Source organism: Pelomonas caseinilytica (genome assembly GCF_021353235.1).
Lineage (GTDB): Bacteria > Pseudomonadota > Gammaproteobacteria > Burkholderiales > Burkholderiaceae_C > Pelomonas > Pelomonas caseinilytica.
This window is the reverse complement of the sequence record NZ_JAJTWT010000008.1, coordinates 1-13,546: the sequence shown is the minus strand read 5'-3', so window position 1 is coordinate 13,546 and position 13,546 is coordinate 1. Positions and strand designations below refer to the sequence as shown.

Sequence of the window (13,546 nt, the reverse complement as noted above, 5' to 3'; positions counted from 1 at the left end):
TTGGCCTGGGACAATCCGCCCATGCTCTGGGACCTCTTTTGCCGCGTCATCGACAACCATGGCGACATCGGCGTGTGCTGGCGCCTGGCGCGCGACATGGCCACGCGCGGCGACGCGGTGCGACTGTGGGTGGACGACGCCTCGGCCCTGGCCTGGATGGCGCCGCGGCGGCCCACCGGCATCGAGGTGCGCCCATGGCCCGAAGAGGACGTCGAGGTCGTGCCCGGCGACGTCGTCGTCGAAGCCTTCGGCTGCGAGCTGCCGGAAGGCTTCGTGGCCCGCATGGCGGCGCGCCAGCCCACCCCGCGCTGGATCAACCTCGAATACCTCAGCGCCGAAGACTACGTCGAGCGCTGCCACGGCTTGGCCTCGCCGCAGTCCAGCGGCCCGGGCGCCGGGCTGGCCAAGCACTTCTTCTACCCGGGCTTCACGCCGCGCACCGGCGGGCTGCTGCGCGAGCCCGGCCTCAGGGAGCGCATCGCCGCCTTCGACGGCCCGACCTGGCTGGCCACCCAGGGCTGGGGGCCGCGGCCGCAGGAGCGCGTCGTCAGCCTGTTCGCCTATGCCAACCCGGGCCTGCCGGCCCTGCTCGATGCCCTCGCCCAGGCGCCCACGCTGCTGCTGGCCTGCCCCGGCCCGCTGCAGCAGCAGGTGGCGGACCGCCCCGGCCTGCGCCACCTCGCCCTGCCCTACCTCAGCCAGGACGACTACGACTGTCTGCTCTGGGCCTGCGACCTCAACTTCGTGCGGGGGGAGGACTCCTTCGTGCGCGCCCAGTGGGCCGGCAAGCCCTTCGTCTGGCACATCTACCCACAGCACGACGACGCCCACCACGCCAAGCTGGAAGCCTTCATGGACCGCGCCGCGCTGCCCGGGGCGTGGCGCCGCGTGTGGCGCGGCTGGAACGGGCTCGCCCCCTTGCCGGCAACGCTGGAGGGCCTGGACGCCGCCCACGCGCATGCGCCGGCCTGGCGTGAGCAATTGGCGGCCCAGCCTGACCTGCTGAGCCAGCTGCGGAGCTTCCTAGGGTTTCCCAGCTAGAATAGCTGGCTTTGCCGCGCCAAGCCGGGACGGAGTCTTCGGGAGCCTGGTGCGCCGCCTGCAGCCGGAGCGTTCCGGCCTTCTACCCCCGATACACCATGAAACTCGCTCAAGAAATCCGCGCCGGCAACGTGATCATGCAGGGCAAGGACCCGATGGTCGTCCTGAAGACCGAATACAGCCGCGGCGGCCGTGGCGCCGCCACCGTGCGCATCAAGATGAAGAACCTGCTCAACGGCGCGGGCGCCGAGCTGGTCTTCAAGGCCGACGACAAGATGGACCAGATCATCCTCGACAAGAAGGAGTGCACCTACTCCTACTTCGCCGACCCGATGTACGTCTTCATGGACACCGAGTACAACCAGTACGAGGTCGAGGCCGAGAACATGGGCGACGCCATCTCCTACCTGGAAGACGGCATGGGCGTGGAAGTGACCTTCTACGACGGCAAGGCCATCTCGGTCGAACTGCCCACCAGCGTCGTGCGCGAGATCGAGACCGAGCCGGCCGTCAAGGGCGACACCTCGGGCAAGGTCCTGAAGCCCGCCCGCCTGAAGGGCACCGGCTTCGAGATCGCCGTGCCGCTGTTCGTCGAGAACGGCGACAAGATCGAAATCGACACCCGCACCCACGAGTACCGCAAGCGCGTCTGACCGCCCTCGCGGCCCGCTCATGAAAAACGCCCGCTGATGCGGGCGTTTTGCTTCATTCGGTGTCGGAGAGGTCAGGCACGTCGGGCTCGGCATCGATCTCGCTGTCGAACTCGGCGCTGCCCTTCATCGGGATCCACGGCCGGTCCAGCGGGCGGTAGACGCGGCGCTGCAGGCGGGCCAGGCGGTCGGAGCGCTCGATGGCGTTCATCACCTGTTCGGGCGCGATCAGCATCGCGAAGGGATCGACCAGATTGGGGGTGGTGGACAGCATGGCGGACCTCGTGTTTGACGGTGAGTCCACTGTAGGCAGCCGCGGTTTTCCGCGACAGTCGGCTCAGCGCGCTAGGCGCTGTAAGACTTTGCCTTACACGCCCGCCTGGCCGAGAACTATTTGGCGGTGCCGGCCGCCTTGGCCGCATCGGCCGCGCGCTGGCGCTCCTGGATGATGCGGCGCAGCTCCTTGGCCATCACGTCGCGGTCGCCGCGCTGGGCGAAGTCGGCGGCCGTCAGCTCTTGCTCGTTGGCGGCGCGGGGCTCGGCACCGGCCTTGAGCAGCATCGGCACGAGGTCGCCGTTGCCGTAGCGGGCCGCCATCATCAGCGGCGTCGTGCCGTTCTCCGAGCGGGCGTTGATGTCGGCCCCGTGCTCGATCAGCCAGGCTGCGACGCCGTTGTCCGGCCCGCTGCAGGCGTAGTGCAGCGGCGTCCAGCCCTCGCGGTTGATGGCCGCGCCGTGCTTGACCAGGGCCTTGACCGCCGGCAGCGAGCCGCGGATGGCGGCGATCATCAGCGGCGTCTCGCCCTTGTCGTTGGGCTCGTCGACGTGGGTCTGCGGCGAGGCGAGCAAGCTGTCCAGCGCCCGCAGCGAGTTCTCGCGCACGGCGATGAAGAGGGCCTTGCGCCCGCGCGAATCGGGCTGGTTGGGGTCCACGCCCTTCAGCAGCAGTGCCAGCACGGCGCGCGGCTCGTTCATTTCAGCGGCGATGACAAGGTCGTCGATGGGCGCGGCCATGGCCGCCACGGCGGTCCCGGCGAGCAGCAAGGCGGCAAAGCGGCTCTTCATGGCAAGGCCTCCGGCAGGGCGAACAGGCGCCGCGTGTTGGCCGTCGTGTGCGCGGCGAGCTCCACCACCGGCAGGCCGATGGCGTCCGCCACGGCCTGGGCCACGTGCGGCACGTAGGCGGGCGAGTTGGTCTTGCCCCGGAAGGGCACCGGCGCGAGGTAGGGGCTGTCGGTCTCGATGAGGATGCGGTCCAGCGGCAGCAGCCGCGCGAGGTCGCGAAGGTCTTGCGCGTTCTTGAAGCTGACGATGCCCGAGAAGGAGATGTAGTAGCCGCGCTCGACCGCCGCCAGGGCCACCTCAGCCGTCTCGGTGAAGCAGTGGAAGACGCCGCCTGCCTGCTCGCCGCCCTCCTCGTCGAGCACGCGAAGCGTGTCGGCCGCGCTGGCCCGGGTGTGGATGACCAGCGGCTTGCGCGCCTGCCTGGCGGCGCGGATGTGGGTGCGGAAGCGCTCGCGCTGCCACTCCATGTCGGCGACGCTGCGGCCGTTCAGCCGGTAGTAGTCCAGCCCCGTCTCGCCGATGGCGACGACGCGCGGCAGGCCCGCCAGGCGCACCAGCTCGGCCACGTCGGGCTCGCGCATGTCCTCGGTGTCGGGATGCACGCCGACCGTCGCCCACAGCTGGGGGTGTGCAACGGCCAGCGCATGCACCGTCTCGAACTCCTCCATCTGCGTGCAGATGCAGATGGCCTGTTCGACCTGGGCGGCGCGCATGGCCGCGAGGATGTCGGGAAGCCTCTCCCTCAGCTCCGGAAAGCTGAGGTGGCAGTGGGAGTCGATGAACATCAGAGGGTCTGGGTCGGCTTGCTCGACGACACCGCCGTGCCGAGGATTTCCTCGATGCGCACGCGGATCAACCGCGTCTTCTCGTCGCCCGGGAAGCGCACGCCCACGCCTTGCGTGCGGCCGCCCGAGGCGTTGGCCGGCGTCAGCCAGGCGACCTTGCCGGCCACGGGATAGCGCTGGTTGTCCTCGGGCAGGGCGAGCAGCAGGTAGATGTCTTCGCCCAGCTTGTAGTCGCGCGTGGTCGGCACGAACAGGCCGCCCTCCGTGAAGGCGGGGATGTAGGCGGCGTACAGGGCCGACTTCTCGCGGAAGACGAGCTGGATGACGCTGGGACGCGCGCCCGAGCCGGCCTGCCCGCCCACCGTGGGCAACGGCAGCGACCCGCCCAGTTGGCTGGGCTGGAATTGCGTGTTCGGGCCGGGCTTTGAAGTGGCGTCGCTCATGCCGCGAGTGTATTCACCGGGCAGCCGCCCCCATCGCCGCCTGGGCTTGGGCCACGAGGGCTTCGATCCACAGGCTGGCGTTGAGCGGGTGCTCGGCATGGCGGGCGGCGCGGCGGAGCTCGGCCTCCCAGGCCAGCAGCGGCGCGGTGCGGCGCGGCGACGGCAGGGCCGCCTGCGCGAAGAACTGGCCCGGCTGGCCGTGCGCGCGCCGCACGAGGTCGTGGCACAGGCGCTGCAAGGCGTCGATGACGCGGGGCGGCGCCCAGTCGGACAGGGCTGCCACCTCGCCGCGGGCGACGCGCTTGGGCATGGCCTGCCAGGCGGCGTCGGTGAGGCCGGCCTCGAACCAGGCCAGGGCCTGCTGCGGCCGGCCGCCGGTGGCGTCGAGCAGGCCCTCGGCGCCGTCCACGCCCTTGGCCGCCAGCCAGGTCAGCGCGGCGGCGCGCGCCGGCAAGGCCAGCGGCAGGGGCTGGCAGCGGCTGCGGATGGTGGGCAGCAGGCTGGCGCTGTCGTGGCTGGCCAGCACGAAGCGCAGCAGGCCGGCCGGCTCCTCCAGCGTCTTGAGCAGGGCATTGGCCGCCACGCCGTTGAGCGCCTCGGCCGGGAAGATGACCGCCACCTTGGCCTTGCCGCGCGCCGACGTGGCCTGGGCAAAGGCGAGCAGGCTGCGCACGGCCTCGACCTTGATCTCGCGGCTGGGCTTGGCCTTGCCGGCCTTGGGCGCGTCGGGCTCCTCGAAGGGCAGACCGAGGGACTCGCGGGCCGCGGCGTCCAGGGCCTCGGGCATCAGCAGCTGGAAGTCGGGATGCGTGCCGCTGGCGAAGAGCCGGCAGCTGGCGCACTGGCCGCAGGCCGGTGCGGCCCCGGCGCGGGCCTCGCACAGCCAGCTCTGCGCGAGCTTGACGGCCAGTTCAAGCTGACCCACGCCCGCCGGCCCCTGCACGAGCAGGGCATGCGAGCGGGCCCGCGCGAGGGCGTCGGCCAGGGGCGCTTCCAGCCAGGGCAGGTCGGCGTTCAGCATGGCGGGTAGCGCTCCGACAGCACGGCCAGCACCGCACGGCCCACCTGCTCCACCGTGCCGCTGGCGTCGACCCGCACGATGCGCCGCGGCGCCTTCGCCGCCCGCGCGGCATAGGCCGCGCGCACGCGCTCGAAGAAGTCGAGGTCCTGCTGCTCGATGCGGTCGGCCTCGCGGGCACCGGCGCGGCGGGCCGCGGCCTGGGCCGGCGGCAGGTCGAACCACAGCGTCAGCTCGGGTTCGGTGCCTTCCTGCACCCAGTCGGCCAGGGGCTCCAGCACGGTCAGCGGCAGGCCGCGTCCGCCGCCCTGGTAGGCGAAGCTCGCGTCGGTGAAGCGGTCGCACAGCAGCGTCCTGCCGGCCGCGAGCGCCGGACGGATGACGGTCTCGACGTGGTCGCGCCGACCGGCGAACATCAGCAGCAGCTCGGTGAGGCTGCCCATCGGCTGCTTGAGGACGATGTCGCGCAGCGTCTCGGCCAGCGGCGTGCCGCCGGGCTCGCGGCTGAGCTGCACGTCGTCGCCGCGGGCGCGGAACCAGTCGGCCACGGCCTGGATGTGGGTGGACTTGCCGGCACCGTCGATGCCTTCGAAGCTGATGAAACGGCCCTGGCTCACTTGCCTCCGCGCTGGTATTTGTTGACGGCGCGATTGTGCGCGTCCAGGTCGTCGCTGAACTCGCTGCTGCCGTCGCCCCGCGAGACGAAGTACAGCGACTTGACCGGCGCTGGGTTGAGGGCCGCCTTCAGCGAGGCCGCGCCCGGCATGGCGATGGGCGTGGGCGGCAGGCCGCCGCGCGTGTAGGTGTTGTAGGGCGTGTCGGCCAGCAGGTCGCGCTTGCGCAGGTTGCCGTCGAAGGCCTCGCCCAGGCCGTAGATGACGGTCGGGTCGGTCTGCAGCGGCATGCCCAGGCGCAGGCGGTTCACGAAGACGGCGGCCACGCGGCTGCGGTCGGCGGCGGTGCCGGTTTCCTTCTCGACGATGGAGGCGAGGATGAGGGCCTCGTCGGCGCTCTTCAGCGGCAGGCCGGGCGAGCGCGCCGCCCAGGCCGCGGCCAGGCGCCGGCGCATGGCTTCATGGGCGCGCCTGAGCACGGTCAGGTCGCTGACGCCACGGCTGTAGGCATAGGTGTCGGGGAAGAAGCGGCCCTCAGGCGCCACGCCCGGCTCGCCCAGCTCGGCCATCACCTCGGCATCACTCATGGCGGCCGTCTTTGCCTTGAGCGCCGGGGCTGCGGCCAGAGCCGCCCTCACCTGCCGCCAGTTCCAGCCCTCGGTGAGGCGCAACTGCTCCAGCACCTGGTCGCCACGCACCATCTTGTCGAGCAGTTCGCGCGGCGTGATGCCGGCGTGCACCTCGTAGCTGCCCGCGCGGATCAGCTTGGCCTGGCCCGACCAGCGGAACCACTCGTAGAGCCAGCGCGGGTCGACCTGCACGCCGGCAGCCACCCAGGCGCGCGCGACCTCGGCCGGATTCGTGCCCGGCTCGATGGACAGCTCCACCGACGGCGCCGCCAGCGCCATCGGGCTGCGCAGCCATTGCCACACGGCACCCGCGACCAGCGCCGCGATCAACAACACCGCGAGCAGCGCCCGCATCACCCACTTCATAGCCCTGCCAACCGGCCGTTCAAAGGGCGCCGATGATAATTCCGCCCATGTCGCACACCTCGCAGCTCCTGCTTTCCGACTGGGGCGTCATCCGCGCCCAGGGCGCCGATGCCGCCGCCTTCCTGCACGGTCAGTTGACCCAGGACTTCGCCCTGCTCGACCGCGGGCACGCCCGGCTCGCCGGCTTCTGCACGGCCAAGGGCCGCCTGCTGGCGACGATGGTGGGCTGGCGCCAGGGCGACGACGAGATCCTGCTGGCCCTGCCGGCGGAGACGCTCGCCGCGACACTCAAGCGCCTGTCCATGTTCGTGCTGCGCGCCAAGTGCAAGCTGAGCGATGCGAGCGGCGAGTTCGCCGTCTACGGCCTGATGGGCGTGCCGGCGGCTGACGCCTGGACGCTGCAGCGCGACGGCCAGGCCGTGCAGGTGAGCCTGCCCGGTGCCGGCCGCGCCCTGCGCATCCAGCCCGCCGATGCGCCCGCCCCGGCCGGCGCTCCCCTGTCGCCCGACGACTGGGCCTTCGCCGAGGCCGAGGCCGGCATGGCCTGGGTGCGCGGCGCCACCGTCGAGGCCTTCGTGCCGCAGATGATCAACTTCGAAGTGCTCGGCGGCGTGAGCTTCAAGAAAGGCTGCTACCCGGGCCAGGAGATCGTCGCCCGCAGCCAGTACCGCGGCACGCTGAAGCGGCGGCTGCAGGTCTTCGAGGCGGCGTCGCCCGCCACGGTGGGACAGGAGATCTTCCACAGCGCCGACCCCGAACAGCCGGCCGGCGTCGTGGCCGGCAGCGGCTCGCGCGGAGGCCGCACCCTCGTCGCGGCGGAAATCAAGCTGGCGGCACTCGAAGGCGGCAGCCTGCATCTCGGCAGCGCCTCAGGCCCCAGGCTGGACCCGCGCCCCCTGCCCTACGAAATCCCCCCGCAGGAGTGAGCGTGCAGCTGTACGTGTACTACCGCGTCGCTGCGGAGCATGCCGAGGAGGCCCTCGTCGCCTTCCGCAAGGCGCGGGTCGAAGCGCCCATCGAGCTGCTGCGGCGCCCGCGGCCGGACGAAGACGGCCACTGGACGTGGATGGAGATCTACCCCGAAGGCTGGAGCCACCGCGAACCGCAGGTGGCCGTGGCGCTGGAGCGCTGGCTCGCGAGCGAGCGCAAGGTGGAACGCTTCGAGATGCTCGGTTAGCGCCGTCGGCGCTTCACAGCGCCCGCACCATCTCCACATGGCCGATGCCGGCCTCCTCGAAGGGCTCGCCCCGCCGCTGGAAGCCCGCTCGCAGGTAGAAGTTCTCCGCCGACAGCTGAGCATGCAGCAGCACCTCGCGGTAGCCCTGGCGGCGCGCCTCGGCCATCAGCGCGTCCAGTACCTGGCGGCCGATCTGGCCGCCGCGCATGGAGCGGCGCACGGCCATGCGGCCGATCTTGGCCACGCCCGGCACGTGCTCCAGCATCCGGCCCGTGGCGAGAGGCATGCCGAAGCGGTTGCGCGCCAGGGCGTGCAGGCAGCTGGCGTCGGCGGCGTCCCATTCCATGTCGGCCGGGATGTGCTGTTCCTCGATGAAGACCTCGCGCCGGATGGCGCCCGCCGCCTCGCCGAGTTCGCTCCAGGGGCCCACGGCCACGTCGACGACCGGCTGGCCGGCCTCGAAGTCGAGGATGACGCGGCGCAGCGCGTCGGGCAGCCGCACCGGCGACTGCGTGTCGGGGTCGGCGAAGACGTAGATCGTCTCGGCCTGCACGAGCATCTGGTCGCCGTGGAAGACGGCGCCGTCCACCATCATGGAGCTGCCGCCGAACTCGCGGCAGCGGATGCCCACGTCCAGCCGGTCGTCGTAGCGCGCCGAACCGCGGTAGTCCAGCGTCGCCCGGCGCACGTAGAGGTCGCCGCCCAGGCCCTTCATCGTCTCCGCATAAGGCAGCGCCAGGGCCCGCCAGTAGCCGCTGATGGCGGTGTCGAGGTAGGTGAGGTAGTGGCCGTTGAAGACGATGCCCTGGGCGTCGATCTCGGCCCAGCGCACGCGCAGGGGCTCGAGGTGGCGGAAGTCGGTGCGTTTCATGGGGTCAGATGGTTCTTGAGCGCCTCGGCGCAGGCATTGAGGGCCGTCAAGGCCTCGGGGATGTGGCGGCCCATTTTGATGAAGTCGTGCGTGACGCCACGGAACAGCTCCAGTTGCACCGCCACGCCCGCGGCCCTCAGCGTGTCGGCGTAGGCCAGGCCTTCGTCGACGAGGGGGTCGCATTCGGCCAGCACGACGCAGGCCGGGGCCAGGCCGGCATGGTCTTCGGCCTCCAGCGGCGCGAAGCGCCAGTCGTGGCGCTGGCCGCGGTCGATGTAGTGGTCGAAGAACCAGGCGATGCCGGCCGCGTCGAGCAGGAAGCCGTTGGCGAAGAGCCGGTGCGAGGCCGTGCAGGGCTGGCTGGCCGTGCCGGGCGTGATCAGCAGCTGCAGGGCCAGCGGCAGGCCGCGGTCGCGGGCGAAGAAGGCGGTGCTCGCCGCGAGGGTGCCCCCGGCGCTGTCGCCGCCCACGGCCAGGCGGGAGCCGTCCAGGCCCAACGTGCCGGCCCGTTCGTGCAGCCAGGCCAGGGCCGCCCAGGCGTCGTCGACGGCGGCCGGGAAGCGGTGCTCGGGCGCCAGCCGGTAGTCCAGCGCGACGACGGCCGCGCCGCTGCGCAGGCTGAGCTGGCGGCACAGGCTGTCGTGGGTTTCCAGGTCGCCGATGGTGAAGCCGCCGCCGTGCAGGTAGAGCATCAGCGGCAGGGCCGCCCCGCTCGGGGCGTAGAGCCGCGCCGGCCGGCCGGCGACCTCCAGGTCCTCCACGCGGGCCAGGGGCGCCCGTGGCAGGTCGAGGATCTCGGCGCCCATGCGGTAGGCGATGCGGGCCTCGCGCGGCGCGAGGGTGTGCAAAGGTGGCCGGTTGGCCCGGTGGATGCGTTCGAGCAACCCGGCCATGCGCGGCGTGAGCAACTGAGTCGGCGCGGTCATGACGGCATTGTCCGTGGCGCCGCGGCGCGTCGCGTGCATGACTTCCCGCCCCGGCCACGCGAACTACGATGCCGCTGCACAGCGCGGAGAGCGACATGGCCCAGATCCTTTACCTGACCCGCATCGAGATCGAGTTCGGCGCCAGCCGCCTGCTGCCGGCGGAGTGCGAGCGCCTCGGCATCCGCCGGCCGCTGGTGGTGACGGATGCCGGCGTGCGCGCGGCCGGCGTGCTGGACGAGGCCCTGGCCGCCTTCGCCGCCAAGCCCCCGGTCTTCGACCAGACGCCCGCCAACCCGACCGAGGCCGCCGTGCGGCTGGCGGTGCAGGCCGCCCGCGACACCGGCTGCGACGGCCTCATCGCCATCGGCGGCGGCTCCAGCATGGACCTGGCCAAGGGCGTAGCCATCGCGGCCACGCACGAGGGGCCGCTCAAGCGCTACGCCACCATCGAGGGCGGCGCGGGGGACATCACCTCGCGGGTGCTGCCGCTGATCGCCGTGCCGACCACGGCGGGCACCGGCAGCGAGGTGGCGCGCGGCGCCATCCTCATCGTCGACGACGGTCGCAAGCTGGGCTTCCACAACTGGGAGCTGCTGCCCAAGGCGGCCATCTGCGACCCGGCGCTGACGCTCAAGCTGCCCCCCGCCCTGACCGCGGCCACCGGCATGGACGCCCTCGCCCATTGCATCGAGACCTTCCTCGCGCCGGCCTTCAACCCACCGGCCGACGGCATCGCGCTGGAAGGCCTGCGCCGCGGCTGGGGCGCCATCGAACGCGCCACCCGCGACGGGCAGGACCGCGACGCGCGCCTGGACATGATGTGCGCCAGCGTGCACGGCGCCATGGCCTTCCAGAAGGGGCTGGGCGCCGTGCATTCGCTCAGCCATGCCCTGGGTGGCCTGAACCCGCGGCTGCACCACGGCACGCTGAACGCCGTCTTCCTGCCGGCCGTCATCCGCTTCAACGCGCAGGCCGACGGCGTCAGGCGGGAGCGGCGCATCGAGCGCCTGGCCCAGGCCATGGACCTGCCCGGCCGCGATGCCGACGCAGTGGCCGATGCCATCGCCGCGATGAACGCCCGCCTGGGCCTGCCTGCCGGCCTGGCCGCGATGGGCGTGGGGCCGGAGCTGGACGACCGCATCATCGAGCACGCCCTCGTCGACCACTGCCACAAGACCAACCCCCGCCTGGCCAGCGTCGACGACTACCGCGCCCTGCTGGCGGCGTCACGCTGACCGACGGCACCGGCGCCCCGGCCGGGCCGGGACGAGGAGTAATTGGCAACGAAGGCCACCGCACAAGGCGCAGGCGGCCGCGACCGGGTTTTCATCGCTTTGCCAGAGGCTTGCGGCGCTAGCATGGTCAGCCCCCGACAAGAGGGGCTCGACAACGAGCGAGGAGCAAGCACCATGAAACTGACGATAGGAATGCGGCTGGCGGCGGGGTTTGCGCTGGTCCTCGCGCTGGCGGCACTGGTCATCGCGCTGGCGTCCTGGCGCCTGGGGGCGACGGCTGCGGCCACGCGGCAGATGATGGCCGAGCCATTGGCCAAGGAAAGGCTGATCGCGGACTGGAACCGCAACATCAACGCGGGGGTGCGCCGCACCATCGCCATCGCCAAGAGCTCGGACTCGTCGCTGGCCCAGCTCTTCGCGGAGGACCAGGCCCAGTCCACCAAGTCCTCGGGCGAGATGCAGGAGAAGATCAAGGCGCTGGTCCGCACACCCGAGGAGCAGGCGATCTACGACGCCATCGCCAAGGTGCGGCAGGAGTACATCCGGTCCCGCGAAGAGATCGTCAAGCTCAAGAAGGACGGCCAGGCCGAAGCCGCCGACAAGCTGCTGACCGACACCTTCATCCCCGTCTCCAAGGCCTACCTCCAGCGCATGCAGGAGTTCCTGGACTTCCAGCGCGCCCAGATCGACAAGACGGCCGCCGACATCGACGCCGCCGCCGCCAGCGGACGTGCCGTGCTGATCGGCCTGGGCGCCCTCATGCTGGCGCTGGGCGCAGGCGCGGCCTGGGTCATCACCCGCGGCATCACCCAGCCGCTGCTCGCCGCCAACGAGCTGGCGGAGCGCGTGGCCGATGGCAACCTCGTGCCCTCGGGCCAGGGCATGGCCGCCCGGGCGGACGAGATCGGCCAGCTCCAGACCACACTGCGCCGCATGCGCGAGACGCTGTCCCAGACGATCGGCGGCATCCGCGAGGTGGCGGAGTCCATCAACACGGCCTCGGCCGAGATCGCCAGCGGCAACCAGGACCTGAGCGCCCGCACCGAGAAGGCCGCATCCAGCCTGGAAGAAACCGCCAGTGCCATGGAGGAGCTCACGGGCACCGTGCAGCACTCCGCCGCGTCGGCCGGCCAGGCCAATTCGCTGGCGGTGTCGGCGGCCAGCGTCGCCCAGCGCGGCGGCGAGGTGGTGGCCCAGGTCGTCCACACGATGGACGAGATCAATGTCAGCTCGCGCAAGATCGCCGACATCATCGGCGTCATCGACGGCATCGCCTTCCAGACCAACATCCTGGCGCTGAATGCGGCCGTGGAGGCCGCACGCGCCGGCGAGCAGGGCCGGGGCTTCGCCGTCGTCGCTGGCGAGGTGCGTTCGCTGGCCGGCCGCAGCGCCGACGCCGCCAAGGAGATCAAGAGCCTCATCGGCAGCAGCGTCGAGCGGGTGGAGGCTGGCGCGCGCCTGGTGGCCGAGGCGGGCAAGACCATGGACGAACTCGTCGGTGCCGTGCAGCGCGTCAAGGACATCATGGGCGAGATCACGACCGCGGCGACCGAACAGTCCGACGGCATCGCCCAGGTCAACATCGCCATCACCCAGCTCGACCAGGTCACGCAGCAGAACGCGGCCCTGGTGGAGCAGTCCACCGCAGCGGCGGAAAGCCTGCGGGAGCAGGCCCAGTCGCTGGCCAACGCGGTGGGTACCTTCCAGGTGGCGCGCCGCTGAACGGCGGCGTCAGCCGCCTCCGCCGCAACCGCCGCCGCAGCTCGAGCCGCAGCTGCTGCCGCCGCCATCGCAGCCGGCTCCCGCGTCGCCGGAGCAGCCCGGGCCGTCGCTGGCCACGCTGCTGCCGCAGCTCGCGCCTGCGCCGTCGTCCCGACGCCTGGCGCGCAGTTCGAGCGGCGTCACCAGGCTCATGGCCGTGAGCGCCGCGGCGCCGACCGCCGCATGCGCCACCGCAGCGCCGCTGGCCTGGCCGAAGCCGTCGATGGGCTGGTGCACGAGGGTGGCGCCCTCGTGGCGGTAGGCCCAGCCCGTGGGCACCCGGAGCATCCCGTCGAGGGCGAACAGCAGCGGCAGCCGCCGCGCCAGGGGGCTCAGGCCCTCGCTGCGGCAGGCCCCGGCCCAGCTGCGCGCCAGGCAGGCTTCCAGGGGCGCGCCGAGGGCGTGGGATTCGACGTGGTCAAGCACGCGGCCGAAGTGCCGTTGCTGCCAGGCGGCCAGGCCCTCGGGATCGAAGGCGAGCCAGGCATGCCAGACGGAGTCGGCCGCCCGGCTGGGCAGGGCGCAGGGGCCGTGCGCCTCCTGCAGGCGGCAGGCCTCGAAGAACTGTGCGAGGCCGATGCTGCAGCGCAGCCACGCGCCATCATCGACGGGCAGGCCTGGCAGCTCCCGGGCGGCATGCCCGCGCCAGGCTTCGCGCACGGCCGCGGGAATCCGGCTGGCCGCTTCGGTCGCCCGCGGGCAGGCGGTGCGCAAGGCATGGCGCCGGTAGGCCTCCCTCTGTCGCCCGCACCAGGCCTTCACACGGTGCGGCAGGCTGAACTTTGTTGTTGTTGTGATGTCATCCATGCCGGCAGTGTGTGACCCGCCCATGACGGCGACATGATCGGCATAGGGGACCTCCATCTCAGGAGGCGCCCCTGCCACACCACCTGGCATGCGGGTCCGCACCAGGCGGTTCGAGCGCTTGAGGTCAGGAGAGTCGGGGCAGGCCCAGTCGGTCGAAC

16 protein-coding genes are annotated in these 13,546 nt (G+C 71.9%); 6 read left to right on the top strand and 10 right to left on the bottom strand.

Features of this window, described 5'->3' with window-relative positions; translation table 11 throughout:
• Positions 1-21 precede the first annotated feature (21 nt).
• Both earP and efp read left to right on the top strand, forming a co-directional pair.
• Positions 22-1,041 carry an elongation factor P maturation arginine rhamnosyltransferase EarP gene (gene earP / locus LXT12_RS18200; RefSeq protein ID WP_233393713.1) on the top strand — a complete coding sequence of 340 codons (1,020 nt, stop codon included), beginning with the start codon at positions 22-24 and terminating at the stop codon, positions 1,039-1,041.
• Positions 1,042-1,139: 98 nt separating this feature from the next.
• Positions 1,140-1,694, top strand: a complete 555-nt coding sequence (gene efp, locus LXT12_RS18195) for an elongation factor P (RefSeq protein ID WP_233393712.1) — start codon at positions 1,140-1,142, stop codon at positions 1,692-1,694.
• Between the two features lie 52 nt (positions 1,695-1,746).
• Here efp and LXT12_RS18190 read toward each other — a convergent pair whose 3' ends face one another.
• The 7 genes from LXT12_RS18190 to mltG form a co-directional block, all read right to left on the bottom strand.
• Positions 1,747-1,965, bottom strand: coding sequence for a hypothetical protein (locus tag LXT12_RS18190; protein ID WP_233393711.1), 219 nt, complete (start codon positions 1,963-1,965; stop codon positions 1,747-1,749).
• A gap of 116 nt (positions 1,966-2,081) precedes the next feature.
• Positions 2,082-2,756 (bottom strand): ankyrin repeat domain-containing protein, encoded by a 675-nt coding sequence (locus LXT12_RS18185; RefSeq protein WP_233393710.1) that lies wholly within the window; start codon positions 2,754-2,756, stop codon positions 2,082-2,084.
• Positions 2,753-3,541 carry a TatD family hydrolase gene (locus tag LXT12_RS18180; protein ID WP_233393709.1) on the bottom strand — a complete coding sequence of 263 codons (789 nt, stop codon included), beginning with the start codon at positions 3,539-3,541 and terminating at the stop codon, positions 2,753-2,755. Before LXT12_RS18180 ends, LXT12_RS18185 begins: the two co-directional genes overlap by 4 nt.
• Positions 3,541-3,984, bottom strand: coding sequence for a PilZ domain-containing protein (locus tag LXT12_RS18175; protein ID WP_233393708.1), 444 nt, complete (start codon positions 3,982-3,984; stop codon positions 3,541-3,543). Before LXT12_RS18175 ends, LXT12_RS18180 begins: the two co-directional genes overlap by 1 nt.
• A 13-nt stretch (positions 3,985-3,997) precedes the next feature.
• On the bottom strand, positions 3,998-5,005 hold the full coding sequence (locus tag LXT12_RS18170; protein ID WP_233393707.1) for a DNA polymerase III subunit delta': 1,008 nt from the start codon (positions 5,003-5,005) through the stop codon (positions 3,998-4,000).
• A complete protein-coding gene (gene tmk, locus LXT12_RS18165; RefSeq protein WP_233393706.1) occupies positions 4,999-5,619 on the bottom strand; it encodes a dTMP kinase in 621 nt (206 codons plus the stop codon). The genes LXT12_RS18170 and tmk overlap by 7 nt, the downstream gene beginning before the upstream one ends.
• Positions 5,616-6,611: an endolytic transglycosylase MltG gene (gene mltG, locus LXT12_RS18160; RefSeq protein ID WP_233393705.1), complete on the bottom strand. Its 996-nt coding sequence runs from the start codon at positions 6,609-6,611 to the stop codon at positions 5,616-5,618. The genes tmk and mltG overlap by 4 nt, the downstream gene beginning before the upstream one ends.
• Before the next feature lie 47 nt (positions 6,612-6,658).
• On the opposite strand from mltG, the gene ygfZ reads away from it, so the two are divergent.
• Together ygfZ and LXT12_RS18150 are read left to right on the top strand one after the other, a co-directional pair.
• Positions 6,659-7,537, top strand: a complete 879-nt coding sequence (gene ygfZ, locus LXT12_RS18155) for a CAF17-like 4Fe-4S cluster assembly/insertion protein YgfZ (RefSeq protein WP_233393704.1) — start codon at positions 6,659-6,661, stop codon at positions 7,535-7,537.
• Between the two features lie 2 nt (positions 7,538-7,539).
• Entirely contained in the window at positions 7,540-7,788 is a 249-nt protein-coding gene (locus tag LXT12_RS18150) for a DUF4936 family protein (RefSeq protein WP_233393703.1), read from the top strand.
• Between the two features lie 13 nt (positions 7,789-7,801).
• Here LXT12_RS18150 and LXT12_RS18145 read toward each other — a convergent pair whose 3' ends face one another.
• Both LXT12_RS18145 and LXT12_RS18140 read right to left on the bottom strand, forming a co-directional pair.
• Positions 7,802-8,659 carry a YbgC/FadM family acyl-CoA thioesterase gene (locus tag LXT12_RS18145; RefSeq protein WP_233393702.1) on the bottom strand — a complete coding sequence of 286 codons (858 nt, stop codon included), beginning with the start codon at positions 8,657-8,659 and terminating at the stop codon, positions 7,802-7,804.
• Entirely contained in the window at positions 8,656-9,585 is a 930-nt protein-coding gene (locus tag LXT12_RS18140; RefSeq protein ID WP_233393701.1) for an alpha/beta hydrolase, read from the bottom strand. Before LXT12_RS18140 ends, LXT12_RS18145 begins: the two co-directional genes overlap by 4 nt.
• 95 nt (positions 9,586-9,680) lie before the next feature.
• On the opposite strand from LXT12_RS18140, the gene LXT12_RS18135 reads away from it, so the two are divergent.
• Both LXT12_RS18135 and LXT12_RS18130 read left to right on the top strand, forming a co-directional pair.
• Positions 9,681-10,820: an iron-containing alcohol dehydrogenase gene (locus tag LXT12_RS18135; protein WP_233393700.1), complete on the top strand. Its 1,140-nt coding sequence runs from the start codon at positions 9,681-9,683 to the stop codon at positions 10,818-10,820.
• Positions 10,821-10,994: 174 nt separating this feature from the next.
• A complete protein-coding gene (locus LXT12_RS18130; RefSeq protein WP_304622771.1) occupies positions 10,995-12,542 on the top strand; it encodes a methyl-accepting chemotaxis protein in 1,548 nt (515 codons plus the stop codon).
• Positions 12,543-12,551: 9 nt separating this feature from the next.
• Here the strand turns inward: LXT12_RS18130 and LXT12_RS18125 are convergent, their stop codons facing one another.
• Positions 12,552-13,388 (bottom strand): glycine-rich domain-containing protein, encoded by an 837-nt coding sequence (locus tag LXT12_RS18125; RefSeq protein WP_233393932.1) that lies wholly within the window; start codon positions 13,386-13,388, stop codon positions 12,552-12,554.
• Positions 13,389-13,546: the final 158 nt, after the last annotated feature.

Bases quoted from the DNA above. Each gene is read 5' to 3' on its own strand.
- LXT12_RS18140 (WP_233393701.1), bottom strand. From the start codon at position 9,585: ATGACCGCGCCGACTCAGTTGCTCACGCCGCGCATGGCCGGGTTGCTC.
- LXT12_RS18170 (WP_233393707.1), bottom strand. From the start codon at position 5,005: ATGCTGAACGCCGACCTGCCCTGGCTGGAAGCGCCCCTGGCCGACGCC.
- LXT12_RS18145 (WP_233393702.1), bottom strand. From the start codon at position 8,659: ATGAAACGCACCGACTTCCGCCACCTCGAGCCCCTGCGCGTGCGCTGG.
- ygfZ (WP_233393704.1), top strand. From the start codon at position 6,659: ATGTCGCACACCTCGCAGCTCCTGCTTTCCGACTGGGGCGTCATCCGC.
- LXT12_RS18130 (WP_304622771.1), top strand. From the start codon at position 10,995: ATGAAACTGACGATAGGAATGCGGCTGGCGGCGGGGTTTGCGCTGGTC.
- LXT12_RS18185 (WP_233393710.1), bottom strand. From the start codon at position 2,756: ATGAAGAGCCGCTTTGCCGCCTTGCTGCTCGCCGGGACCGCCGTGGCG.
- LXT12_RS18135 (WP_233393700.1), top strand. From the start codon at position 9,681: ATGGCCCAGATCCTTTACCTGACCCGCATCGAGATCGAGTTCGGCGCC.
- efp (WP_233393712.1), top strand. From the start codon at position 1,140: ATGAAACTCGCTCAAGAAATCCGCGCCGGCAACGTGATCATGCAGGGC.
- earP (WP_233393713.1), top strand. From the start codon at position 22: ATGCTCTGGGACCTCTTTTGCCGCGTCATCGACAACCATGGCGACATC.
- LXT12_RS18175 (WP_233393708.1), bottom strand. From the start codon at position 3,984: ATGAGCGACGCCACTTCAAAGCCCGGCCCGAACACGCAATTCCAGCCC.
- LXT12_RS18190 (WP_233393711.1), bottom strand. From the start codon at position 1,965: ATGCTGTCCACCACCCCCAATCTGGTCGATCCCTTCGCGATGCTGATC.
- LXT12_RS18180 (WP_233393709.1), bottom strand. From the start codon at position 3,541: ATGTTCATCGACTCCCACTGCCACCTCAGCTTTCCGGAGCTGAGGGAG.
- LXT12_RS18125 (WP_233393932.1), bottom strand. From the start codon at position 13,388: ATGGATGACATCACAACAACAACAAAGTTCAGCCTGCCGCACCGTGTG.
- mltG (WP_233393705.1), bottom strand. From the start codon at position 6,611: ATGAAGTGGGTGATGCGGGCGCTGCTCGCGGTGTTGTTGATCGCGGCG.